Annotated in this window: 23 protein-coding genes; all 23 read right to left on the bottom strand. The window is 44.7% G+C overall.

The genetic code is table 11. The annotated features are described in order from the left end of the window. Positions 1 to 2: 2 nt before the first annotated feature. Entirely contained in the window at positions 3 to 1169 is a 1167-nt protein-coding gene (gene ugd / locus Y71_RS09340; RefSeq protein WP_007371295.1) for a UDP-glucose 6-dehydrogenase, read from the bottom strand. A 265-nt stretch (positions 1170 to 1434) separates the two neighbouring features. Further along, complete coding sequence (gene gnd / locus Y71_RS09335) at positions 1435 to 2841, bottom strand: NADP-dependent phosphogluconate dehydrogenase (protein WP_007371293.1); 1407 nt, start codon at positions 2839 to 2841, stop codon at positions 1435 to 1437. Between the two features lie 134 nt (positions 2842 to 2975). Further along, entirely contained in the window at positions 2976 to 4412 is a 1437-nt protein-coding gene (locus tag Y71_RS09330) for an undecaprenyl-phosphate galactose phosphotransferase (RefSeq protein ID WP_035888715.1), read from the bottom strand. Between the two features lie 47 nt (positions 4413 to 4459). Beyond that, entirely contained in the window at positions 4460 to 5887 is a 1428-nt protein-coding gene (locus Y71_RS09325) for a phosphomannomutase (protein ID WP_007371291.1), read from the bottom strand. A 1-nt stretch (position 5888) separates the two neighbouring features. Beyond that, positions 5889 to 7313, bottom strand: coding sequence for a mannose-1-phosphate guanylyltransferase/mannose-6-phosphate isomerase (locus Y71_RS09320; RefSeq protein ID WP_035888717.1), 1425 nt, complete (start codon positions 7311 to 7313; stop codon positions 5889 to 5891). Between the two features lie 13 nt (positions 7314 to 7326). Continuing rightward, the gene (locus Y71_RS09315; RefSeq protein WP_007371289.1) at positions 7327 to 8484 is read right to left on the bottom strand and encodes a glycosyltransferase family 4 protein; all 1158 of its coding nucleotides are present in this window, start codon (positions 8482 to 8484) and stop codon (positions 7327 to 7329) included. 1 nt (position 8485) lies between these two features. After that, positions 8486 to 9475 (bottom strand): glycosyltransferase family 4 protein, encoded by a 990-nt coding sequence (locus Y71_RS09310; protein WP_007371288.1) that lies wholly within the window; start codon positions 9473 to 9475, stop codon positions 8486 to 8488. Further along, positions 9453 to 10631 carry an O-antigen ligase family protein gene (locus tag Y71_RS09305; protein ID WP_236946455.1) on the bottom strand — a complete coding sequence of 393 codons (1179 nt, stop codon included), beginning with the start codon at positions 10629 to 10631 and terminating at the stop codon, positions 9453 to 9455. Before Y71_RS09305 ends, Y71_RS09310 begins: the two co-directional genes overlap by 23 nt. 133 nt (positions 10632 to 10764) lie before the next feature. Next, positions 10765 to 11802: a glycosyltransferase family 2 protein gene (locus tag Y71_RS09300; protein WP_007371285.1), complete on the bottom strand. Its 1038-nt coding sequence runs from the start codon at positions 11800 to 11802 to the stop codon at positions 10765 to 10767. Between the two features lie 8 nt (positions 11803 to 11810). Beyond that, entirely contained in the window at positions 11811 to 12407 is a 597-nt protein-coding gene (locus Y71_RS09295) for an acyltransferase (RefSeq protein ID WP_007371284.1), read from the bottom strand. A gap of 57 nt (positions 12408 to 12464) precedes the next feature. Further along, positions 12465 to 13421 carry a glycosyltransferase family 2 protein gene (locus tag Y71_RS09290; protein WP_007371283.1) on the bottom strand — a complete coding sequence of 319 codons (957 nt, stop codon included), beginning with the start codon at positions 13419 to 13421 and terminating at the stop codon, positions 12465 to 12467. Further along, positions 13378 to 14763, bottom strand: a complete 1386-nt coding sequence (locus Y71_RS09285) for an MATE family efflux transporter (RefSeq protein ID WP_007371282.1) — start codon at positions 14761 to 14763, stop codon at positions 13378 to 13380. Before Y71_RS09285 ends, Y71_RS09290 begins: the two co-directional genes overlap by 44 nt. Continuing rightward, complete coding sequence (locus Y71_RS09280; RefSeq protein ID WP_007371281.1) at positions 14760 to 15638, bottom strand: NAD-dependent epimerase/dehydratase family protein; 879 nt, start codon at positions 15636 to 15638, stop codon at positions 14760 to 14762. Before Y71_RS09280 ends, Y71_RS09285 begins: the two co-directional genes overlap by 4 nt. A 21-nt stretch (positions 15639 to 15659) precedes the next feature. Further along, positions 15660 to 16973 (bottom strand): lipopolysaccharide biosynthesis protein RfbH, encoded by a 1314-nt coding sequence (gene rfbH, locus Y71_RS09275; protein WP_007371280.1) that lies wholly within the window; start codon positions 16971 to 16973, stop codon positions 15660 to 15662. 21 nt (positions 16974 to 16994) lie between these two features. Then, positions 16995 to 18074 (bottom strand): CDP-glucose 4,6-dehydratase, encoded by a 1080-nt coding sequence (rfbG, locus tag Y71_RS09270; protein WP_007371279.1) that lies wholly within the window; start codon positions 18072 to 18074, stop codon positions 16995 to 16997. Between the two features lie 3 nt (positions 18075 to 18077). After that, a complete protein-coding gene (rfbF, locus tag Y71_RS09265) occupies positions 18078 to 18851 on the bottom strand; it encodes a glucose-1-phosphate cytidylyltransferase (RefSeq protein WP_007371278.1) in 774 nt (257 codons plus the stop codon). Positions 18852 to 18867: 16 nt separating this feature from the next. After that, entirely contained in the window at positions 18868 to 19842 is a 975-nt protein-coding gene (locus Y71_RS09260) for an FAD-binding oxidoreductase (protein ID WP_007371277.1), read from the bottom strand. 6 nt (positions 19843 to 19848) lie between these two features. Continuing rightward, a complete protein-coding gene (gene rfbC, locus Y71_RS09255; protein WP_007371276.1) occupies positions 19849 to 20397 on the bottom strand; it encodes a dTDP-4-dehydrorhamnose 3,5-epimerase in 549 nt (182 codons plus the stop codon). Positions 20398 to 20399: 2 nt separating this feature from the next. Continuing rightward, a complete protein-coding gene (gene rfbA / locus Y71_RS09250; protein WP_007371275.1) occupies positions 20400 to 21278 on the bottom strand; it encodes a glucose-1-phosphate thymidylyltransferase RfbA in 879 nt (292 codons plus the stop codon). Between the two features lie 48 nt (positions 21279 to 21326). Continuing rightward, on the bottom strand, positions 21327 to 22226 hold the full coding sequence (gene rfbD, locus Y71_RS09245) for a dTDP-4-dehydrorhamnose reductase (RefSeq protein ID WP_007371274.1): 900 nt from the start codon (positions 22224 to 22226) through the stop codon (positions 21327 to 21329). Between the two features lie 2 nt (positions 22227 to 22228). Next, positions 22229 to 23311, bottom strand: coding sequence for a dTDP-glucose 4,6-dehydratase (rfbB, locus tag Y71_RS09240; protein WP_007371273.1), 1083 nt, complete (start codon positions 23309 to 23311; stop codon positions 22229 to 22231). Positions 23312 to 23710: 399 nt separating this feature from the next. Next, positions 23711 to 24604 carry a GalU regulator GalF gene (gene galF, locus Y71_RS09235; protein ID WP_007371272.1) on the bottom strand — a complete coding sequence of 298 codons (894 nt, stop codon included), beginning with the start codon at positions 24602 to 24604 and terminating at the stop codon, positions 23711 to 23713. Positions 24605 to 24790: 186 nt separating this feature from the next. Then, the gene (gene wcaM, locus Y71_RS09230) at positions 24791 to 26206 is read right to left on the bottom strand and encodes a colanic acid biosynthesis protein WcaM (protein WP_007371271.1); all 1416 of its coding nucleotides are present in this window, start codon (positions 26204 to 26206) and stop codon (positions 24791 to 24793) included. Positions 26207 to 26215 lie beyond the last annotated feature (9 nt).

The following is a 26215-nucleotide window of genomic DNA, read 5'->3' as shown; positions in this document are numbered from 1 at the left end:
CTTTAGTCGTTACCGAATAAATCACGGGTATAGACTTTATCCGCAACATCAGACAGTTCTTCCGCCATACGGTTGGAGATAATCACGTCAGCTTCCTGCTTAAACGCCTCCAGGTCGCGCACTACGCGGGAATGGAAGAATTCATCCTCCTGCATCACCGGTTCATAAATGATAACCTGCACGCCCTTCGCTTTAATGCGTTTCATGATGCCCTGAATGGACGACGCGCGGAAGTTATCGGAACCGCTCTTCATGATCAGGCGGTAAACGCCGACCACTTTCGGTTTACGCGAAAGAATGGAATCGGCGATAAAGTCTTTACGCGTGCGGTTAGCATCAACGATGGCCGAAATAATGTTGTTCGGCACTGACTGGTAATTTGCCAGCAGCTGTTTGGTGTCTTTCGGCAGACAGTAGCCGCCGTAACCAAATGACGGGTTGTTGTAGTGGTTGCCGATGCGCGGATCGAGACAAACGCCTTCAATAATCTGGCGGCTGTTCAGCCCCAGGCTTTCCGCGTAGCTGTCCAGCTCGTTGAAGTAAGCAACACGCATCGCCAGATAGGTGTTGGCGAACAGTTTGATCGCTTCGGCTTCCGTAGAGTCGGTAAACAGCACGCGAATATCTTTTTTAATCGCCCCTTCCTGCAACAGCGCGGCAAAACGCTCAGCACGTTCAGAACGCTCGCCGATGACGATACGTGACGGATGCAGGTTATCGTACAGCGCTTTCCCTTCACGCAGGAATTCTGGTGAGAAAATGATGTTATCCACGCCGAATTTTTCGCGGATCGACTGGGTAAAGCCCACCGGAATGGTGGATTTGATAATCATCACCGCCTGCGGGTTAATTTCCAGCACATCGCGGATCACCGATTCCACGCTGCTGGTATTGAAGTAGTTGGTTTTCGGGTCGTAATCCGTTGGGGTGGCGATAATCACAAAGTCGGCGCCGCGATAGGCTTCCTGCTTGTCCGTGGTGGCACGGAAATTCAGTGGCTTATTCTGCAAATACTCCTGGATTTCCTTATCAACGATGGGAGAAATCTTCTGGTTAAGCATATCAACTTTGGATTGCACGATATCCAGCGCGACGACCTCATGGTTCTGCGCGATCAGAATCCCGTTTGATAGCCCAACGTAACCTGTTCCGGAGATTGTTATTTTCATTCGATAAGCAACTTTTGTGAGTGTATGAAACCGGAGATGACGAGCCTGTCGCCACCCACTTAATATCAATAACTGTTGGGGTTTTTACCTCTTCTGTTGAGGGGCTGTCAAGGCGACAACCAACCTGTAACAGCGGCGTTGATGCGAAGTTTAATGTCGAAATGTCAACAAATTAAAGACGAGTGCCCTGAAAAGCCGCACTACGGCCGAAAAAAAACCCGGTTACACTAACCGGGCTTACATTCATCAAACGAATGATTTCAGATTAATCCAGCCACTCGGTGTGGAAGACGCCATCTTTGTCAGTACGTTTATAGGTATGCGCACCAAAGTAGTCGCGCTGGGCCTGGATCAGGTTCGCTGGCAGCACGGCAGAACGGTAGCTGTCGTAATAGGCCACTGCGGCAGAGAAAGTAGGTACCGGAATACCGTTCTGCACAGCGTAAGCCACGACATCACGCAGCGCCTGCTGGTAATCATCAGCAATTTTCTTGAAATACGGTGCCAGCAACAGGTTGGCGATTGCCGGTGTTTCTGCGTAAGCGTCAGTGATTTTCTGCAGGAACTGCGCACGAATGATGCAGCCCGCGCGGAAAATCTTCGCGATTTCACCGTAGTTCAGATCCCAGTTGTGCTCGTCAGAAGCGGCACGCAGCTGCGAGAAGCCCTGAGCGTAAGAGACGATTTTACCCAGATAGAGCGCGCGGCGCACTTTCTCGATAAATTCCGCTTTATCGCCAGCCGGTTTGGCTTGCGGGCCGGAAAGCACTTTAGACGCCGCAACACGTTGCTCTTTCAGCGAGGAGATGTAGCGCGCGAAAACGGATTCGGTGATCAGCGACAGCGGCTCGCCGAGATCCAGGGAGCTCTGGCTGGTCCATTTACCGGTACCTTTGTTTGCCGCTTCATCCAGGATCACATCGACCAGGTATTTACCCTCTTCATCTTTCTTGGTGAAGATATCTTTGGTGATGTCGATCAGGTAGCTGCTCAGCTCGCCGGCATTCCACTCGCTGAAGGTTTTCGCCAGCTCTTCGTTAGAGAGGTTCAGACCACCTTTCAGCAGCGCGTAAGCTTCCGCGATCAACTGCATGTCACCGTATTCGATGCCGTTGTGCACCATTTTCACGTAGTGACCCGCACCATCCGGACCGATGTAAGTAACGCACGGCTCGCCATCTTCAGCCACAGCAGCGATTTTCGTCAGGATCGGCGCAACCAGTTCATACGCTTCTTTCTGACCGCCAGGCATGATTGACGGGCCTTTCAACGCGCCCTCTTCACCGCCGGAAACACCGGTACCGATGAAGTTAAAACCTTCGGCAGAAAGTTCGCGGTTACGACGGATGGTGTCCTGGAAGAAGGTGTTACCGCCATCAATGATGATGTCGCCTTTATCCAGGTACGGTTTCAGGGATTCAATCGCCTTGTCAGTACCCTCGCCGGCTTTCACCATCAGCAGGATGCGGCGCGGGGTTTCCAGGGATTCGACAAATTCTTGCACGGTGTAGTAAGGAACCAGCTTTTTGCCCGGGTTTTCGGCAATCACTTCTTCGGTTTTTTCGCGGGAGCGGTTGAACACGGAAACGGTGTAGCCACGGCTCTCAATGTTGAGCGCAAGGTTGCGCCCCATCACTGCCATACCCACAACGCCGATTTGTTGCTTGGACATTACATACTCCTGTCAGGTTAGAGCACCCGGCCGGTCTGTCTTCGACCGGGATAAGTAAAAACAATGTTAACTCAGGAACTCATCGAGCTGGTAGCAATAGATGCCACCACAAACATTTGGATGGTCTGAAAGCGCTAATAAGCACCATCCCGACGAAGAACGACCTTTACTGTCTTAAAAAGAATGGCGATATCATTCCACAAGGACCAGTTTTTTACATACCATGAATCAAAATAAACACGTGTTTCGTAATCAACGTCGTTACGACCGCTGACTTGCCATAAACCGGTCATTCCAGGTTTTGCCATCAGATAGTAGTCAACGTCCAGTTCGTAACGTTCTAATTCCTCAGTTACAATCGGCCGCGGTCCGACCAGGCTCATTTCTCCTTTCAGGACATTAAAGAGCTGTGGTAGCTCATCAAGGCTGGTTTTACGGATAAAATGACCAACACGGGTGATTCGCGGATCGTTTTTAAGTTTAAAATCTTTTTCCCATTCCTCACGCGCTTGCGGGTCCGAATCCAGCAAATTCTGTAAGACTTCTTGTGAATTCATTACCATAGAGCGGAATTTATAGCATGGGAATAACTTACCGTGACGCCCAACACGCTGGTGCCCATAGATTGCAGGCCCCCCATCACGCGTAACTTTGTACCACAGATATAAAAGGAGCGGCGATGCGACAATAAGGATGATCAATGTACAGACAATGTCAAAAGTACGTTTCAGGAAACGCGATGTACGTTTTGCAAGGTTATTATTGATACGCAGCAACATCACTTCGTGGCTGAAAATAAAAGACATATCCGTATTGTAAAGCGGTAGCCCTCTCAGTGAAGGAATAACAGTAACAGAGCGACATTGGTGTTTGGATAGTTCCCTTAACCAACCCAGTGTTTTGTCGATTTCATCCACATCAAAAGCAATAATAAAATGAATATGCTTAATATCGGCGCTCTGCCAGATATCATTCGCATCTTTTATTATTGGGCAATCCAAAAGATGAGTTTCGGAGCTTTCCTCGTCAAAAAAAGCGCACACCTCAAAGCCCAACATTTCCTCACTCTGCAGAGCGTAATAGGCTTCACGGGCATTTTTGCCGCTGCCCAAAATGATGGTTTTCTTTCTCCAGATGCCAAATTTATTGAGCAGAAATTTTGTAGAAAAGCGGAAAAACGGGACAAGAAAAAGCGCCAGACTCCAGCAAAAAACCCAAACAAAACGAGAGAATTGCCATTTCGTAAACGCGATTAATGCCAGATCAAAAATGGCGAATATCACGATAGTGCGCAATATTTCTTTTAATTCATACCAGAAAGGCTTCCGGTAAGAGTAATGTCGGAGCCTGATCAAAAACCAGGCAACGCAGGTTAACGATAAAATAAAGTGCGAAACAATACGGAACTGAAATTGCTCCTTTGGAATAAAGCGCTGTAGGTCATCAAAAAGAAAATAAACCAGAGCGAGAGAAAAAACTAATGAAAGATTGAAAAATATAAAGTCTGACAGCGCAAGAAAAAACTGGCACAAGAAAGGCTTGTAATTATTCCGCACATCCTTAAGCTCCATGTTTTCTCACCATGCTCTTTGAATGAAAAATTGGTATATATTCATCATCAGAACTTTTCCTTAATTGCAGTAAGTGTCATTCTGACCAATTCATCAGCTTTATCTGAAGTTGTGGACTCAGCATAGCAGCGAAGCTCTGGTGCGTTGCCGGACGGACGCAGATGAATAATATCAAGATTATCCAGTCGCAATCTCACACCGTCCGTCATATCCATTCCTGCCACGCTCATGTTATGGAACCCGAAATCTTTAATAACGGAATTCGCATCTGCAACTACTTTTGCCAGCAGAGCTGTGCTGCGGCTTGCAGCAAACTCCTGAAGCCGGTCTGAAGAAGTGTAACGTGCAGGCAGTGCTTGTACTTGTGCACTGATTTTTTTCTGCTGGCTGGAAACCAGCAGCGTCACCGCTGGTAGTAAGGCATCACGCGTAGGTAGTGCTTTGAGCGTACGCCCATACTTATGAATATTACTGGCCAGCATATAACCGCCATTCGCTTCGAAACCAGCGACATTTTCGAATTTATTAAGCAACGATTCCAACGCAGCAATAACATACGGCGAACCAATTTTCGTTAGAACTACCTCAGGAATTAATCCACTTGCCGCGATAATGCTATTACAGCTTACTGGTACAGCTGCAGCAGTGACACCAAGGTGAGCAGAACATAGCAGCCCAAGGATATCGCCTCGCAGCCATTGTCCGTTTTCGTCACTTAGCAAAGGACGATCCCCATCTCCATCCGTTGAAAAGACAGCGTCAAGATCAAACTCACGCAACCATTCCTTTGCGCGCTGCCGATCTTCCGCCGAAACCGCTTCTGTATCGATAGGAACAAACGAATCACTGCGTCCTAAACTGACAACATCGGCTCCAAGTGTAGAGAAAATCTGGGGATAAATATCTCTGCCAGCACTTGAGTGCTCATAGATGCCAATTCGCAAACCGGTTAATGCATTTTTTGGGAAAAAGGAAGTATAGCGTTCGACATATTTTTCGCTGGCGACCGGGCAAACATTCAATGCCGGAAGCATTACGGGCATGCTGAATGGTATCTCTTCCGCCAGTATCGCCACTTCGTCAGCTTTAGTGATTTCGCCGTTTGGATGATAGAATTTTAAACCATTCCGATCGAAAGGAATGTGACTCCCCGTGATCATTATTGCCGGAATTTTCTCTTCAAGGGCATAGTAAGCCAAGCCTGGTGTGGGTATGACCCCACAATACAACGGCTTAAATCCCATAAATGCAATAACCGCTGCACACGCCCTTGCCATATCATAGCTACTGGGGCGATTGTCAATTCCGATGGCAACAGTGTTGAAAGAGTAATTAGCAGCACTAACCTTCAGAAAATTAGCAGTAAAAGCACCACAAACTTCTGGACAGAAATCTGTTACCAAACCTCTGGCACCACTGGTACCAAAATTGATATTTGAATTTTTAATTACGACATTGCTTAAATAATCTGACATTCTATTTCTTCTCTGAAACAAAATTTCCAACACGAATAATATCGTCTTCGCTTAAATTCTTTCCTGACTGAATTTCTATTATTTCCAGGGGAATTAAGCCAGGATTTGCCAGTACATGGGTTACACCTGCTGGAATAAATGTTGACTGATTTTCTTCAACATAATATTCGCGATCGTTAAGGATGACTTTTGCCCGTCCGGAAACGACAGTCCAGTGCTCAGCCCTGTGATGGTGGATCTGCGCGGTCAGCTGTTTCTCAGGACGAACTACGACTTTGCGGACCAAATATTCCTGTCCCTGTACAAGAGTACGGACGCTTCCCCATGGACGAAAGATTTCACGATGATCGCGATGCTCCGTACGACGCGCCGATTTCAAATGCTCTACGACTTTTTTGACGTTCTGTACGTGGTTTTTATCAGCAATCAAGATGGCATCGCAGGTCTGTACTACCACAGTATTTTGTAAACCGAGGGTAGCGACTAAAGCATCTTCGGCATGCACATAGGTGTCACGACAATCAAACTGAACGACATCACCGCGTTGAACGTTTCCATCCTCATCTTTTTGCGAGATATCCCAGAGTGATGACCACGAACCGACATCTGACCAACCTGCATCCATTGGAACGACGATAGCGTGTTCAGTATGCTCCATGACAGCATAGTCAATCGATTCAGCAGGGCATTGCGAAAAGGCTTGCTCATCGATACGAACAAAATCCAGGTCGCGATCGGTATGCTTCACGGCAGCTTCACAGCATGCATAAATATCTGGTCTATATCGTTTTAACTCATCAAGATAGCTTTTTGCTTTAAACATAAACATGCCGCTATTCCAGTAATACTCACCGCTGGAAATATAGTTGCAAGCGACATCATAGTCAGGTTTTTCCACAAACTCGGCCACAACAAAAGCATCATTACCCTGAGCCTGACCACGGCGAATATAGCCATAGCCCGTTTCAGGATGAGAAGGAACAATACCAAATGTCACTAATTTATCTTGCTCAGCGTGAGGGACCGCGTGCATCACTGAAGAGACAAAAGCGCCCTCATTCTGGATAATATGATCAGCGGCAAGCACAAGCATTATCGGCTCAACATCTTTATCAATATTTTTTAAAATAGTGAATGCAGCTAATGCTATCGCAGGTGCGGTATTCCGACCTACTGGTTCCAGAATAATATTGTCTGCAAGTTTATCAATAGTGCGTAACTGCTCTGCGACCAAAAACCTGTGTTCATTATTGCATATGACAACCGGCGAATAAGTCTTTAATTCTTTCAGCCGTTGCACAGTATGCTGCAACATGGTCATGTTGCCCTCAACTTCCAGGAATTGTTTTGGATACATTTCTCGTGAAAGCGGCCATAAACGACTACCACTGCCACCAGCCATGATCACAGGCATTATCTTGTTCATATCATTACCAATATTAACGAATTATCTGTCGAGAATTGCAAAACTCGGTCCATTTTGAGTCGACATAAATATTAAATTCACGCTCGAATCTTTCTTGCGAAAATCGTTCAGCGTTCTTTCGGCACGATTCAGGGGTGAACAGGCCTATGTTATTTTCGAAGACTTGAATGGCATCAATAATAGATTTCGAAGTTTGTTGCGAAAAAAATACGCCTGTTGGCTCGTTGCAACCCATGGGAATCACCGTCTCCAGCGCACCACCTTTACCGAAAGCAATAACAGGAGTTCCACATGCCTGCGCTTCTACCGGAATGATGCCGAAATCTTCTTCTGCTGCGAAAACGAAGGCTTTGGCTTTTTCCATATGTTGCTTAAGAACGTCGAAGGGTTGATATCCCATAATTGTCACATTCGAAGCTGCACTTTTTTTAATTTTTTCAAACTCAGGACCATCACCAATAACAATAAGCTTTTTATCAGGCATTGCATTGAAAGCTTCAACAATCAGGCCAATACGCTTATACGGCACCATCCGTGAAGCAGTTAAGTAAAAATCTGACTTTTCAGTTCCGACTTTAAATTTTTCAACCGCGACAGGTGGATATATGACATCTGCGTCTCGCCCATACACCTTTTTAATTCTGCGGGCAATGTACTGAGAGTTTGCCACAAAATGATCGACACCATTTGCAGTACGGCAATCCCAGATACGCATTTTGTGCAAAACCCATTTTGCCAGCCACCCCTTCAGCCCATTATTCAATCCTGATTCACGTAGATATTGATGCTGTAAATCCCAGGCATAGCGTATCGGTGAATGGACATAACTTATATGTAACTGATCCGGACCTGTAATCACGCCTTTCGCTACCGCATGCGCACTTGAAATAACGATATCAGCAGCGGAAACATCGAGTTGCTCAATAGCCAAGGGCATCAATGGCAAGTATTTTTGATAAAGCCTTTTAGCTTTCGGCAGCTTTTGAATAAATGTGGTTGTTGCTATTTTCCCATGGAAAAAAGAGCGCTGTTCATCGGTTAAAAAATCAACCACAGAGAATAGCTCAGCATCTGGATAAACGTTAAGAATCGCGGCAGAAACTTGTTCTGAACCAGCGTATGAAAGTAGCCACTCATGAACAAGTGAAATCTTCGTTTCCGTAATATTCATCTTATATCTCTTCAAAGACTTTAGAAATTTTTCTGGCCACTTCTTCCCAACTGAACAATTTAGCCTGCGCAAAACCTTTATCAATCATCATGGCTCGAGTTTCTGTGTTATTCACGATTTCATTTATTGCAGCCGTAATTTGTTCGACGGATTCAGGATCCACTAACAGTGCTGCATCACCTGCAACTTCAGGTAAAGAGGTAACAGTTGATGTTACAACAGGCACACCGCAAGCCATCGCCTCAATCACTGGCAAGCCAAACCCCTCATACAGCGATGGGAAAATAAGCGCAAGTGAACCGCGGTATAAACCAGGCAAGTCATCTTCCAATATAAAACCTGTAAAAATAACCCGTTCCTTACATCCGACTTCGTCAATAAGTGCTAAAAGTTCGTTAGTGGGTTTACCGGTTAGAACTAATTTAATTGTCGGATCGATATCAGACCGGGCAAACGAATGAATAATTCTTTTTTCATTTTTATGTGTTTTACGGTTACTAACGCACAACAAATATTCATAACCCGGTTTATAGGGAGTGACACTGGCGTTAAAATTTTTGGAAACCCCGTTCCCAACATTAATTATTTTATCTTTAGCAACACCAGACCATTCAGCGATACGATTGCGGGAGAAATCAGAAACGGTAAATATGTATTCAGCGCGACGACAGCCATGTTTTATGACATATTCATAAAAAAAATCTTTTGTTCGCGATGCATTATCATCAATGTCAATATGATTTAAATCATGAATGGTAAAAATATAGTTACAGGCACAAAACAAGGGTGGAATATATCCGGGAAAGAAAATCACATCTTTTTTATTTACTGATAATGATTTAAATGCCGTAACAATTGTTGCTAATGGCGATGCACAATTTTTATAGAACTCCCGGCTATCTATTTTTTTTAAATAGTGTGTCAACTCAAAGGTAAAACGGCCAATCCCCCCTTTACCCAGCCAACTACTATCCATTATGATTTTTTTCATAATATCCTTTATGTAATTTTAACCCAGGCAATAAAGCCAGAACACACCAAAAGAACAGCGAGAACGTGGATGAAGATGGCGCCGAACTCAGTGCTGAAGCAATAAAATACGCCATTGCCATAACCATATAAGGACGCAGCGGATGGATTTTTTCACTAACCAATTGCCGGGAGAATCCATAAATAAATTGAGTGCTAATATATATCAGGTTTAGTATCAATCCCAGGATACCCGTCTCTAAGGCCATCCAAAAAAAATAATTGTCCGTATTAATACGCTTATCATCCTGCGCGATCAAATTACCTGATCCTTGAGTACCCAGACCAACCCCCATCGGATTATCTGCCAGATATGCCATCGATTTTGCTGCCATATCAAAACGCCCCTGAGTAGATCCTTTCGACGTAGCAGATGAATCCGTAAACCTGCCGACAAGGAGATCAGTATATTTATCCAGATAATCAGTTTGGAGGGCAATAACCGGAATCATTAAGATACACAGCATAAAAGCCGTTTTTATCAATGTGCGATTTGTTACGAAATAGGCGAAATAGATCAAAAATACAATAAGTATTGCCCCCCTCGTTAACGTCATGCACACGGCAACTGACATTATGATGCTCAAAATCAGCATTCGCTTGCGCATGATTCTTTGGGCGTAACACTCCATACACAGAAAAATACCTATTGCCAGCGTATAGCCAAAATTTAAGGCATCACTAAATCCTCCGGTCGCTCGGATTGTATCATCGTAACTATCTATGAGTCTGAATTGTTCTCCCGCATAGTGAGAGTCATATCCTAACAGCTTAATGAATTCACCATGCATGAATACATCGATGATGGCTATCAGAGCACAGATTGTCAGCGTATATACACTAAACCGGCTAAGTTTATAGACATTGACATCACTTTTCTCTCTTCGCGTCAGCATCGCTACACAGATAAATATTGAAGGGAATAGAATATAGCTTCGAGCCCCCATTATTGCTTGTATTTTGTCTGGTGAATAAACAATTAAAACTAAGACCAGCGCAGCAAGTGAAAGCCAGGTAAATAAGAGAAAAACCTTGAACATATCCAGTTTTTCCCTTACCAAAAAAACGCGACTCAATATTATTGCTATCAACACAAAGCTAATAATATCCCTTAACATAGCCCCTGGAGGGAAAGGTAAAATATTATTAAACCAGGAACTCAGGTATGGCGATATCAGGTTAACTGCAAGCAGTAACGATATGAGATTTGTGTACATAATCTACCAAAAGTTGTCTATTCCCATCATAAAATCAAATGCCAAGCCTTGGCGTTCCGCCGTTTCGCTTCCTAATGAATTTGATCATGGCATCATATCCATCACGTTTCAAAACATATCCCAGCAGAGAATGAGCATAAAAAAGAGGCTCATTATTGAAGCCAATACTTCGGAATTTATTAATCATCTTCAAATAAGATGAGAAAGGAAGTGACAATTGGTCGCGGATATAGGGATAAAAATAATTCGCAATGTCATGTTTGATAGCATTGTATACGCCCGAAATTTTGCTGACTTCTTCAATATGTCTGGCAATCAATAAAAGCCCCTCGACCATATGAATTCGCCCTTCCGGTTTGTAACCGCCAGGTACAAATACTCCCTTTTCGGTCCCTGCGTTACCAAAATCTGGTGCTTCGGTATCACGGGAAAGTGTCATAATATCGCTAAAATAATAACCTTTTCCCTGCGTCAACAACATGCCAGCCAAATACATCTGATAGTACAAACGGCCATCAAATTTATCACAAGCGACAGATCTGGCTTTGGCAGCATCAACCACAAAACCAGAAATTACACCTACTCTACGGAAGAAGAATTTAATTGCATCTAATCCTGGTTCAAATAATTGGTCGTGCCCCAGATGCTTAACAACATCGCATAACTCATTAGGATCTTCCTTAAACCAGCCATAAGCGCGAGTTGCAAGAACAACATCAGGGTTAGCTTTTAACGTCGTAACAATTTTTTCCAGGGCATTAACGTTGAGGAGATCATCGTTGCCCATGATCAGACAATACTTGCCGGTAGTCACTTCAAAGCAATGTCTTAAGTTGCGATCATACCCTAGATTTTCTTCATTCAATACAACTTTGAGGTTTGTCAGGTTATGCTTATCGCGATATGCAACTGCGATTGCATTAATTTCCTCACGTTGTGGCGACACATCCTCACATATAATCACCTCAAAATCATCGTGGTCTTTGACATAACTCTGATTATAGATGCTATCTAATAACGGTTCTAAAAATTCAGCGCGATTATAAGAGGGAATACATATACTAATAAACATATTATCCTTCATAAGGTTTTGATAATTTTTGCAGGAATACCACCAATTAGAGATGGCTGTGTTACTTTGAGGTTTCTCACAACAGAGTTTGCCGCAATAATACAGCCCTCGCCAATCTCGCTCCCCCCCAGAATTACTGCATTATCACCGATCCAGCAATTATCACTTATTATAATCTCACCGAAATCACCAAGGGGTCGGTTTGCTGGCGCGTCATTCTGATAGCTTTTCCCTTTATATTCACCGTGACTATGATCACCAATATAAACCTTACTGCCAATCAGCACGCCTTTGCCTATTTTAATTTTATATGCGCAAGAAATATGCACAAAATCACTCATTGCAACATTTTCACCAATAAGCAAAACGGGGCTAAAATCGTTATTACCATAACGATATACTGTTTCCACCCAACAATTATCCCCCACACGGATATTATTAATTTTTTTGATCGTGGGAACGCCATACGGTTTAATATATAACTTAAAATTTTTACCTATAGAAGAAAATGAATGACCATAGATCAGAGTAAAAATTAACGCTTTGATTTTTTTTCTGACTCTTTGCTGTTTAAGAAAACAACTAACGATTATACTTCGCAACATGATCTATCTACTCACTTTATAAATTTCCACACCGGAAAGTCAGTATGATATTACTACTTAATGAAGAGTCTTTTTTAAAGATTTTCTAAAGTTAATAACCCAGAATGAAAATCCCGGATTGCGGTACAAAAATCGCAAAACAACCTTATATATCGTCAGATCATAGAAGGCTGCATCCGCATCTGCCAGGTAATTTGAAACTGTAAACGCGCTAGTTTTTTTATCATTATGAAGGAAGTTAAGCAAAAACTTGGCTGCTGACTTTCTCAAACTCTGGCTAATTAAGTGCTTTCGGGGATAAAACAAATCGACAATCGATGCCAGATTTTTGCCAAAAACAGTAAAGAGCCCGTATCCGCCAGAATTATCAGACGTAGATTGGATTAAATTATTATTAATATAACCAAAACATTTCCCTGATTTTACCAGAGGAAGCTGCCAGAACAAATGCAACAAATAGGTACCAGAAACAAAGGAAACACGACTTTGTTCAGCAAGTCTGGAGTAATTATGTTTATTGCAAATCATTCCTGAAATAAAAGTAAACATTACACCAACGCGATTGATAAACTCAGCGCCATTGTTATATTCATCAAAACTGATGACATCTTGTTTATCACTGATTATCTCATCACTTGAATTAACATAAATCAGATCGTAACTATTTTCTTTTCCCAATATTGTTAAGACTACGCTTAATGCGTTTGGTCGTAACACATCGTCATCACCAATCATCCAAAAATATCGGCCATTAGCAAGGCTAAAGCATTTTTCAAAGTTACCATCCATGCCAATATTCTCGTCATTTCTAACATACCGAATATCGTTATTGATGGCTAAATATTTATTGCATATTTCTTCAGTATTATCAGTAGAGTGATTATCACAAATAACAATCTCAATGCTATTTGAAAACTCACCTGCCTGTAATAGAAGGCTTGATAGCAACTTATCAAGATAGGTGGCCCGATTATAAGTTGGAATTGCTATTGTCAGCAATGAACTGTTTTTCATAGTTTTCTTTAAACTTTATATAAATATAGAATGACTGTGGCACAAAATATACCCAGATGAGGATGCAATAACTTATTATATAGAAACTTTCCAACTTAAAATAAGCTATGATCAACATACCTGTCGTCGTTAATATAGCCATTACTACCGAGGCCCATGTCATTTTTTCAGTTTTATGCACACGAATATATGTTGCCATACATGCGACGATATGATTGCCAATTATAGCTAAAGCAAGAAAACAGAATTGTGATGGTTCAAAAAAGCGTTGTGTAAATTTCAGTCCTAAGTGACCGAAAATAATTAAACAGATCAGAGCACCGATTAAACATATACCAATGAATAATGTTGACTGGATGAGCGATGTTTTATATGAGTGATTTAATTCATTTCTTTTACCACCGGCAATATATCCGCCCCATCGCGCATATTTTGTTGATATCCATGCCAGACCGGTTGCCATAATCATGTTACACAGCGTCAATGACATCCCTAATTTTCCGGCATAGACTGCTCCAAGAAATTTAAACGAGATAGGTGTCATTGTAAAAAAAATAAAGTATCCAGCCATCCAACTTAACGCTATACGCCATTGCATCGGCAAAATCTCTTTTACCCAAGAGATCCTGTGCACATTATTATTTTTATCACGTCCAGATAACAATGCATCTTTAATGATGTTTTTGAAATATTTCCTGCTGAATGCAAAAAACACAATACAGCCTGAAAGAGCGGATGCTGCTGTCGCGTATAATCCAATGCCTGAAACAATAAACACAACAGCAAAAGTAGCAGTAATGAGGGACTGAATTGCACGCATCTTATTGACATGTGCAACCAGACCACTTCCTTCAGCAATAGAGGTAATAGATATAAAAAGAAGGTTTAAAGCAGTGGCTATAACAAGGACGGCCCATGCCGATATCCAGTCAACGCCTTGATTAGCTTCTGACAAGAAAAATTTGAGCCCTAGTGGTCCAATAAGACAAACAATGAGTAAAGAAACTGCGCAGTACCACTTTATTGATAATCTGACCAGGGATAAATACCGCTGTCTGTTCTTTTCTTCACCGGAAAGAGAATGACTACCTATATCATACTTCAAACCTACCATTTCATGGCTGGCAAATTGAGTAATGACAGTTGACAACCCCAACTCAAATATAATTTGCAAAGCAACCACAGAACTAAAAGTATAGTAATAGCCCTGGACTTGTTCACTCATGAAATAAGGTATAAGCAATATTATTGCTAAACCGGAAAGAATTGATGAAACCTTACCAAGTAACACATAGAAAATTGCGTCATCAATACCAATTTTTTGAAGAATTTTTTTTATCATCGCTTAATACTGCCCAGCATCTTTTCGACGCCACGTCTCAAATCGTATGTTGCTGTCCAACCAATATCCATCAACGCGCTTATATTAGCCTTCGAATCCATTATTTCATCATGTCGAAGCGGGATCGCACCGTAGTCAATACTGGTATTACTGGGTAGCTGTCTTTTTATTTCTTCGATAATTTCTTTTAACGGGCTTGACACCCCAGTCCCAACCTCAAATTCAGTATATTTTCTTTTTGCTTCACATTTAATTACAGCAATATAGGCATCAACGACATCATCAATATAAACAAAATCTCTTTTCTGCAACCCAGTTGTACACTTAATTGCATGATCATTCTGTTGCAGTGACCTTATAATGAAAGGAATGAATTTATTTTCACCATCCCCTTCACCATAGACATGCTCAAGTCGCATATTGAAAAAAGAAAGTTCATTTTCCGCACAGAATATTTCAGCCAATTCATTTAATTGTCGCTTAGAAATAATATACGACTTCATATAGTTATATGTTTTTTCATACTTACCAAAAAATGAATCTGTTGAAATAAATTTTTTAATACCGACAACTGCGGCTAACTCCATTAACTGAAGAGGAAGTAAAACATTACAAGCCAGCACAGGAGATAGCCCATCCTGAACATTTCGACCATATTCAGTGGCAAGATGAATAATTGCATCAACAGTATCTAACTCTGCTGATCTCATTTTTAATTCATCATATGTTAGCCATGTGACCTTGCCACATGTTGTTCTGTCGCTATTCGGGCGTTTTATTGCAAAAACCTCATAACCAATGGCCAGTAAACGCTCTAAAAGTTTTGCACCAATGAAACCACTGGCACCGGTTAATATGATCTTTCTATTTTGCATAAAACGCCCGTAACTTAACGATTAGAAATTCAGACCAAAGAACTCTTCAAATTTGGAAACGACATAATCCAAATGTTCTTTTGTCAGGCCTGGATAAATACCGATCCAGAAAGTCTGATTCATAATGCGGTCAGTATTGGTTAACTCACCAACAACACGATATTTCACATTTGCAAAATATGGCTGGCGGGTAAGGTTACCGGCAAACAATAAGCGGGTACCGATTTTTGCGTCATCAAGGAATTTCACCAGGTCAACGCGCGTAACGCCGCTGGTTTCTTTGAGTGTAATCGGGAAACCAAACCATGATGGATCCGATTTTTCAGTAGCTTCCGGTAATTCCAGGAACTCAGCACAAGACTGAAGACCTTGCTTGAGATATGCAAAGTTCTCTTTACGCAGACGAACGAATTCATCAATACGCTCCAACTGCGCCAGGCCACACGCTGCCTGCATATCGGTAATTTTGAGGTTATAACCCAGATGAGAATAGGTATATTTGTGATCGTAGCCGAACGGCAGCGAACCCAACTGATGACCGAAACGCTTGCCGCAGGTGTTATCACAGCCCGGTGCACAGTAGCAATCACGGCCCCAGTCACGGAAAGACTCAATCAGCTTTTTCAGTTCAGCAGATTTGGTGAACACCGCGCCACCCTCACCCATCGTAATATGGTGAGCAGGATAGAAACTTACGGTGCCGATATCACCAAAAGTACCGACCATTTTGCCGTCATAAGTCGTACCAAGAGCATCGCAGCAGTCTTCAATCAGCCACAGATTATATTTATCGGCAATACGGCGAACTTCCGTCAGATCGAAGGCATTACCCAGCGTATGGGCAATCATAATAGCTTTGGTTTTATCTGATACTGCAGCTTCAATCAGTTTCGAATCGACGTTATAAGTCGGAATATCAACATCGATAAATACCGGAATTAAACCATTCTGGATCGTCGGGTTAACGGTAGTCGGGAACCCCGCAGCAACTGTAATCACTTCATCACCCGGTTTGAGGGCGCGGTCACCCAGTTTTGGCGACGTCAATGCAGTTAATGCCAGCAGGTTTGCTGAAGAGCCTGAAGTGGTGGTCAGAACATGCGGGACACCAATAAACTCACCCAGTTTTTTTTCAAAAGCATCGTTAAAACGGCCCGTAGTTAACCAGCCATCCAGCGATGCTTCTACCATCAATTGAAGCTCTTTTGCGCCAATCACTTTGCCAGAAGGCGGTACGACACTGCTGCCAGCAACAAACGGCTTTGGACTTAACGCTTCGTCAGCATATTGGGCAACTAGTTGAGAGATTTGCTCACGCAGGTTATTTGCGCTCATTGCTTTTTTCCTGTTAGTCAATTATTTCAAAGAGGTGTTCATGTATTCGCTGATTTCATTCCGTGAACGAGCAAGCATATCTTCACCAGCAATCCATGCTTTATGCCATTTCACAATACGCTCCAGCGTTTCAACTAAATTCCAGCGCGGCTGCCACCCCAGACGCATACGCGCTTTGGAGCAATCGAGTTTCAAATAGTGAGCTTCGTGTGGATGCTCATTACCGTCTAACAGCCACGCTGCATCGTCTCCCCAAATTTTCACCATGGTTTCGACGATAAACTGCACGGGCATTGCATCATCTTCGCGTGGTCCAAAGTTCCAGCCCTCAGCGAAAGCAGGGCCTTCCTCATACAATCGCTGAGCGATAGCGATGTAACCAGAGAGAGGTTCAAGCACATGCTGCCACGGGCGAATAGCGTGTGGGTTGCGGATAATAACAGTTTGGTTGTTCTCAAAGGAACGCAGGATATCCGGAATCAAACGATCTTTCGCCCAGTCACCACCGCCAATCACGTTACCTGCACGCACGGAAGCGAGAGCTACTCCGTGTTTTGCATAGTCTTTTTCATTAAAAAATGAGTTTCTGTAGGCAGAGGCTACTAGCTCAGCGCATCCTTTACTGTTTGAGTAAGGATCGTAACCCCCCATTGCCTCATGCTCACGATATCCCCAGACCCATTCGCGGTTTTCGTAGCATTTGTCACTGGTAATGTTGACGATCGCCTTTACGCCACCCACGCGTTTAACCGCTTCCAGTAAATGGACTGTGCCCATTACATTGGTCGAATAGGTCTCGATAGGCTCATCGTAGGAGAGTCTGACCAGCGGCTGCGCGGCCATATGAAAGACGATTTCAGGCCTGAACGCGCTGATTGCCGCATGTAACTGATCGAAGTTACGAATATCGCCAATCGTGGAATCAATCAGATCGTCGACAGCCGCGCTTTCATATAAAGAAGGCTCGGTAGGAGGATTCAGCGAATACCCCTTCAGCACCGCACCCATCGATTGCAGCCAGAGCGTCAACCATGAGCCTTTAAAACCTGTATGACCGGTGATAAAGACTCGTTTACCTTTCCAGAATGATGCGTCAATCATCTTTTACTCCCACGTTTTCCAGGGAGCATTCCCTTTTTCCCAAAGGCCTTCCAGATAAGTTTTATCACGAAGGGTATCCATCGGCTGCCAGAAACCAGGATGCTCAAACGCCATTAACTCGCCCTGTTCAGCCAAACGCATCAGCGGTTCCTGTTCCCACGTCGTCGCATCGTTTTCGATCAGATCGATAACTGACGGGTGCAGGACAAAGAACCCACCATTGATCATCGCACCATCGCCTTTCGGTTTTTCTTTGAACGAGCGAACCTGGCGATTCTGAATATCCAGCGCACCAAAACGGCCTGGCGGAAAAGTAGCGGTCAGCGTGGCTTTTTTGCCATGTTTACGATGGAAATCGATCGTCGCGCTAATATCCAAATCAGATACGCCATCACCGTAAGTAAACAGAAAAGCCTCGTCATCTTTCACATACTCACGTACGCGTTTCAGGCGTCCGCCAGTCATTGAGGCTTCGCCCGTATCAACGAGTGTAACGTTCCAGGGTTCTACACGCTTCTGATGAACTTCCATACGATTTTCAGCCATATGAAAAGTCACATCAGACATATGCAGAAAATAGTTGGCGAAATACTCTTTAATGACATATCCCTTGTACCCGCAGCAAATAACAAAATCACGGATACCGTGAGCGGAATACATTTTCATGATATGCCATAAAATCGGTTTACCACCGATTTCAACCATGGGTTTTGGTTTTAATACGGTCTCTTCACTTAAACGTGTACCCAACCCACCGGCTAAAATAACGGCTTTCATCTCTTTATCCTCTGTCTTATTTTGATACGGTAAACGCGTCCGCATAAAAGTGTTTAGCCGGTAATCCCAATGTCATCAGATCTTTTCGGCTCGCGTCGATCATCACAGGTGAACCACAAGCATAAACATCGAAATCCGCTAAGTTTTCGAAGTCTTCCACGACCGCATTGTGAACAAAACCCTTACGTCCTTGCCAGTTGCTTTCTTCACCTGAGACCACAGGAATAAAATGGATATCAGGATTCGCATCAGCCCATTGCTGAGGTAAAGACGAATAGAAATGCGTTGAATGCTGCATTCCCCAATAGATATAGATCTTCCGTTGCGTATTTTCGGCAATCAGCGATTCAACCATCGCTTTTACCGGAGCGAACCCCGTCCCTCCGGCGATAAATATTACCGGGCGCTCATTGTTACGGATGAAGAATGTTCCGCACGGTCCTTCAATTCGCATCAATGTATTTGCCGCAAGCCCGCCGAAAATTAACTGGCTCATTTGTCCATCAGGCACATTGCGAATATGCAATTCAATGCCTTCTTTTTCATTGGCATTAGCAATTGAGTAACTGCGCGTTACACCTTGATACTGCAAATTAATATACTGACCCGGTAAGTAGTTAATCTGCGCCGTCGGCGGGAAACGCAGCAGCAACTTGATTACGTCCGCAGAAACATTTTCAGCGCTAACCACTTTACATGGGGTGATTTTTTTAACCTGCCCGGCAAGCTCAGGATAATACGTTGCCTGTAGCGATATATCACCCTGGGGACGGCAACTACATGTCAGGATATTATTTCCTGCAGTAATAACCTGGCCCTCGGCATCGATCACTTCCCCGGCCATCAGTCCGGCTTCGCAAATACCACAACTGCCGTTTTTACAGCTGTGTTCAAGGTGGATACCTGAATCAAGGGCAGAATCAAGCAGCGTTTTCCCGCTGTCGCCTTCAAAGGCAATATCAGCAGGGAATATTTTAATTACATGTGACACGGACAGTTACTCGAAAAATTTCGCTGAGGTAAATGAAGGCGCCACCGCATCTTTGCCGGAGAGCTCAGGCTCTACGGCTAGCGGCCACGCGATATTCAATTCCGGATCGTTCCAGATGATACTACTTTCCGACTGCGGGCAGTAATAATTGGTGGCTTTATAAACAAATTCAGCGCTATCGCTTAACACGACAAATCCATGTGCAAAACCTTCAGGGATCCACAACTGACGCTTATTTTCCGCGGATAAATGTACGCCGACCCACTGCCCAAATGTCGGTGAGCTTTTGCGAACATCTACCGCAACATCAAAAACTTCCCCTGCTACAGCACGCACCAGTTTTCCCTGAGCATGGGGATCTAACTGATAATGCAGACCACGTAAAACCCCTTTTTTGGATTTGGAGTGATTGTCCTGCACGAATTGTACTTTACGCCCAACCGCCTCTTCAAACTGACGCTGGCTGAAGCTTTCAAAGAAAAAGCCGCGATCATCGCCAAAAACCTTTGGCTCAAAAATTAATACATCAGGGATCGCAGTCTCAACGATTTTCATTTTTAGTGACCTTTAACCATTCTTAGCAGATATTGACCGTAAGCATTTTTTTTCAGCGGCTCAGCCAATTTTTTAACCTGCTCTGCATCAATGAAATTCTTGCGGTAAGCAATCTCTTCAGGACAAGAAACTTTAAGCCCCTGCCGTGCTTCAATGGTCTGAATAAAATTACTGGCTTCAATCAAACTCTGGTGGGTACCGGTATCCAGCCACGCATAACCACGCCCCATCATCGCTACGGACAAACGGCCCTGCTCCATGTAAAGGCGATTGATATCGGTAATCTCTAATTCACCGCGAGCCGAAGGCTTCAGACTTTTCGCCAGCGCAACCACATCATTATCGTAAAAATAGAGACCGGTCACCGCATAATTACTTTTCGGTTCCAGCGGCTTCTCTTCCAGGCTGACAGCAGTACCTTCGCTATCAAACTCGACGACACCGTAGCGTTCAGGATCGGTAACATGATAGGCAAAAACAGTCGCGCCGCTTTCCTGGTTGACCGCTGTATCCATCAGTTTCGGCAAATCATGGCCATAGAAAATATTGTCGCCCAGCACCAGTGCGCAAGGATCGTTACCAATAAATTCTTCACCGAGGATAAATGCCTGCGCCAACCCGTCCGGGCTTGGCTGAACTTTATAATGCAGGGTTAATCCCCACTGGCTTCCATCACCAAGCAACTGTTCAAAACGGGGGAGATCCTGCGGCGTGCTGATGATCAGAATATCGCGAATCCCGGCCAGCATCAGTGTGGACAGGGGATAATAAATCATTGGCTTATCGTAAATCGGCAACAGTTGTTTGCTCACTGCCATTGTTACCGGATACAAGCGGGTTCCCGAACCGCCCGCCAGTATGATTCCTTTACGTGTTTTCATTTCGTATTCCCGCGCAAAAAATACCTGCCCAGAGGCATTTTCAAGAAGTTAATTTGACGTTGCAGCAAAGAGCTCAGCAAGCATACGTTTTACGCCGTTCTCCCATGGAGGCAGAACAAGACCGAATTCACGCTGGAATTTTTCTGTGTTGAGGCGCGAATTACCAGGGCGCTTCGCTGGAGTCGGATAAGCTTCTGTAGCAATCGGGTTAGCTTTATTAAGCGCCAGTGTTAAACCCGCTTTCCTCGCCTCGTCAAACACCATTTGCGCAAAGGCGTACCAGGTTGTGGTTCCCGCAGCAACCAGATGGTAAAGCCCGGCGACCTCCGGTTTACTCATTGCAGTACGAATCGCATGCGCCGTACAGTCGGCCAGTAATTCAGCACCGGTTGGTGCACCATACTGATCATCGATAATGGAGAGCTCTTCGCGGTCTTTCGCCAGTTTAAGCATTGTTTTGGCAAAGTTATTTCCTTTGCTGGCGTAGACCCAACTGGTACGGAAAATAAGATGATGAGGGCAATGTTGCTGGACGGCCTTTTCCCCTGCCAGCTTAGTCTCACCATAGACATTCAGCGGCGCGGGAGCATCCGTTTCACACCAGGGTTTGTCACCGGTGCCAGGAAAAACATAATCCGTCGAATAGTGCACCAGCCAGCCGCCAATCGCGCCAACTTCACGCGCAATGGCCTCGACACTGGTTGCATTCAGCAGTTGCGCAAACTCACGCTCTGATTCAGCTTTATCCACGGCAGTGTGCGCAGCGGCATTCACCACCACATCAGGGCGAATACGGCGAACGGTTTCAGCCACCTCGTTCGGTTTACTGAAATCACCACAATACTCAGCAGAGTGAACGTCAACAGCAACCACCTTGCCAAGGGGCGCCAGCGCACGTTGCAGCTCCCAACCTACCTGCCCCGTTTTACCGAATAACAAAATATTCATGATTAACGCTTCTCGTAGTTCTGTTCGATCCAGCTTTTGTACGCGCCGCTTTTAACGTTCTCAACCCAATTCTGATTATCGAGGTACCACTGCACTGTCTTACGGATGCCCGACTCAAAGGTTTCCTGCGGTTTCCAGCCCAGTTCGCGACTGATTTTCTCAGCGTCGATGGCGTACCGCCTGTCGTGGCCAGGACGATCGGTAACATAGGTGATTTGATCGCGGTAAGAACCGGTTTTCGGCACGATCTCATCAAGCAAATCACAGATTGTATAGACAACATCGAGGTTCTGTTTTTCGTTATGGCCGCCAATGTTGTAAGTTTCACCGCCAACACCCTGAGTAACCACGGTATAGAGGGCACGGGCGTGATCTTCAACGTACAACCAGTCGCGGATTTGATCGCCTTTGCCATAGATTGGCAACGGTTTGCCTTCAAGCGCATTGAGAATAACCAGCGGGATCAATTTTTCCGGGAAGTGGTAAGGACCGTAGTTATTGGAACAGTTGGTGACAATGGTAGGCATACCATAGGTACGTAACCAGGCGCGAACCAGATGATCGCTGGAGGCTTTTGACGCGGAGTAAGGGCTGCTCGGCGCATAGGCCGTTTTTTCAGTAAACAGCGGTAACGGCTGACCTTGCGGCTGCTCATCAGGATGTGGCAAATCACCGTAAACTTCATCTGTCGAGATATGATGAAAACGGAATGCTTTTTTTGCCGCATCTGCCAGCGAGGACCAATACGCACGAACAGCTTCCAGCAATACGTAGGTGCCTACAATATTGGTTTCAATGAAGGCCGCAGGCCCGGTGATAGAACGGTCAACATGGCTTTCCGCAGCCAGGTGCATTACCGCATCCGGCTTGTGCTCATCCAGGATACGCGCCATTTCTGCTGCATTGCAAATATCCGCATGCTCAAAAAAATAACGCTCGCTATCCGAGACGTCTGTAAGTGATTGAAGATTTCCTGCATAGGTCAATTTATCGACATTAACCACAGAATCTTGCGTGTTATTAATGATATGACGAACCACTGCAGAGCCAATAAAGCCTGCGCCACCGGTAACCAATATTTTCACGAGAATTATCCGTACTTGCTATGCAATATTTTGAACTATATGAACGGGCGAAAGAGAGAAGCCAAATAATTTCAGGCACGCTACCGCCCCAGGCTCTTCAGCTACCTGTTAACTGATTGAAACTATCTTCTATTTCTGTCGTTAACATGTTTCGTTAACGTAATTTCTGTTTTGCCATCAGGCACAAAATGCTAAGCGGCTATTCTCTACCGAAACAGGCACTGAAACAAGGGAAAATCTTAGTTCTGGTCGTACAATAATCCCGCAAAAACACGCTTTTACTTATTGATTTAATAGTAAAATAAATAAAGGCAGTAAGAATAACCTGAGAATGAAACACCTCATAGCGACTCTTTACTGCCTTATAAACTAGCGTTGCAACTGCAACGTTTTAATTGCTTATTGTGTAAGTAATTTCTTAATACTATCGCGGAACTTCTGACCTTCTTTCAGGTTGCGTAAGCCATACTGCACAAAAGCCTGCATATAGCCCATTTTCTTACCGCAGTCGTAGCTCTCGCCGGTCATCAGCATTGCATCAACAGACTGTTTTTCCGCCAGTTTGGCAATCGCATCGGTCAACTGGATACGGCCCCAGGCGCCCGGTTCGGTTTTCTCCAGCTCAGGCCAGATATCCGCAGAAAGCACATAGCGCCCTACGGCCATCAGGTCAGAATCCAGCGTTTGCGGCTGATCCGGTTTTTCGATGAACTGAACGATACGGCTAATCTTGCCTTCAGTATCCAGCGGCTCTTTAGTCTGAATCACGGAGTATTCAGAGAGATCGCCTTTCATGCGTTTTGCCAGTACCTGGCTGCGACCCGTTTCCGTGAAACGCGCCACCATGGCGGCAAGGTTGTAGCGCAGCGGATCCGCAGTGGCGTTGTCCAGAACGATATCCGGCAGGACCACCACGAACGGGTTGTCGCCAATAATCGGATGCGCACAGAGGATAGAGTGACCCAGACCCAGCGGCTGCGCCTGACGCACGTTCATGATCGTTACGCCCGGCGGACAAATAGACTGTACTTCCGCCAGCAGCTGGCGCTTAACACGCTGCTCCAGCAGCGCTTCCAGCTCATATGAGGTGTCGAAGTGGTTCTCCACTGCGTTTTTAGACGAGTGAGTAACCAGAACGATTTCTTTGATCCCTGCAGCAACAACTTCATCGACGATATACTGAATCATCGGCTTGTCGACAATCGGCAGCATCTCTTTTGGAATGGCCTTCGTGGCAGGAAGCATATGCATTCCCAGCCCTGCTACCGGAATAACTGCTTTCAAATTAACCATTATTTCTATCCACCTATAATAATTGGACGAAGTATAAACCTTTAACCTGGTTTCGCCAGCAAGTTAGCGATGAGGATCGGTAAAAAGTCTTATGTTGTGTTATGACTGTCCAGATCAGGCCAACGATGTAATCCTAACCCCCCGGTTAAATCACCAGGATTTATCGCAAAAGCCCGTAATAACGGGTTATAACCGCTTCGCCGGTAGTCGGAAGTTCAAATTATCAACATTCACCACATGCTGATCGACCCTGTCGATATCCACCGAGCTTTGCCCGTTTTCGTTAACTGCGTGAATATTCGCCAGGGACAACAGCGTGTCCTGCCTGGCCATAAAGCGTCCGCGCACATCTTTGCGCATGTCAAAATTGAGTTTCAACGCCGGGCCATTAGCTGCATCTTGCATTACATTGATATTGCGTAAGAAAAGATGTTGCGGCTTGTTATGCAACTCGAGTGTCGCATGCTGCATTTTTAGATTAGTGATCGCCACAAACGACGTGGCATTACCGGACGATATCTGGATACCACGCAGTTTATATTTGCTACCGCTGTTATCCTGCTGAATATCGTTCAGTTTAAAGTTCTGCGGAATGGATAAATAATTCCCCTTGATCACGCCATAACCAATCAACATTCCGGCACTATTGACCATACTGACATTATCAATAACAAAATTATCGCAGCCGTAAATAGCGATCGTGGCATTATCCAGGCCCGCCTTTTTGCTGAAATCGGGAGTGATATTTTCGGCTTTAACGTTGCGGATAATGAAATGTTTGCCGTTCTCGACGTGTACCAGTTGGCGGCAATTACTGCCGGTAATATTGGCCACGACGAAATTTTTAACCGCCTGATCTTCCGGGTAATTATTGTCGTAGGTACTGCCCGCCAGCCCGATACCGATTCCCCAGTTAATCTGGCCGTTGGTGCAATCGATATTTTTGATGACATGGTCGGAAATCAGGATATTGCGATCGTTAATTGCCACGTTCCATTCGATGGCATCGCCCTGCAAATCGCTGAAACGGCTATTCGTGATGCGCGCGCCATCCAGTTGATTATGGTAACCCTGGCGCAGGATACCGTAGTTAGCCTTGCTGACAGTGATGTTATCTATCAGTAAGTTACGCATCGTGCCGGTATTTTTGCCACCAATATAAATCTGCATGATCGGGCCGTAGCCACTCATGCTGACGCCCTGGATGACACAGTTGGAACCGCGCACATCCAGCGTAATGTTATACAAGCTTCCGCCTTTCTCGCCGATAACGCGGCTACCATCCTGCAACACAAATCGTCCGCGCCCACTGCTCTTTAGCGTACCGCGTATCAAAAGCGTTTTACCCGGCGGGATAAAGATCCCGGTATTGATATTTTCACACACCAGGCCGGCGGGAATTTCTACCGTTTGCCCCTCGTTAAAGGCTTTATTTAACGCAGCGGGCCAGTCGTTGTGATCATAATCACTGATATTGACGGAACCCTTGCCCCCCAGCGCACGCGCGGCTGGCGAATGCAGTAACGGAAGCGCTGCCAGTGCAGAGCTGGCAGCGAGAAAAGTGCGGCGTGAGAGCGGTGTTGATGCTTTTTTTGCGGTCATAAAACCTCG

Source organism: Kosakonia radicincitans DSM 16656 (genome assembly GCF_000280495.2).
In the GTDB taxonomy this organism is placed as follows: domain Bacteria; phylum Pseudomonadota; class Gammaproteobacteria; order Enterobacterales; family Enterobacteriaceae; genus Kosakonia; species Kosakonia radicincitans.
This window is presented reverse-complemented; position numbering and strand designations above follow the sequence as displayed.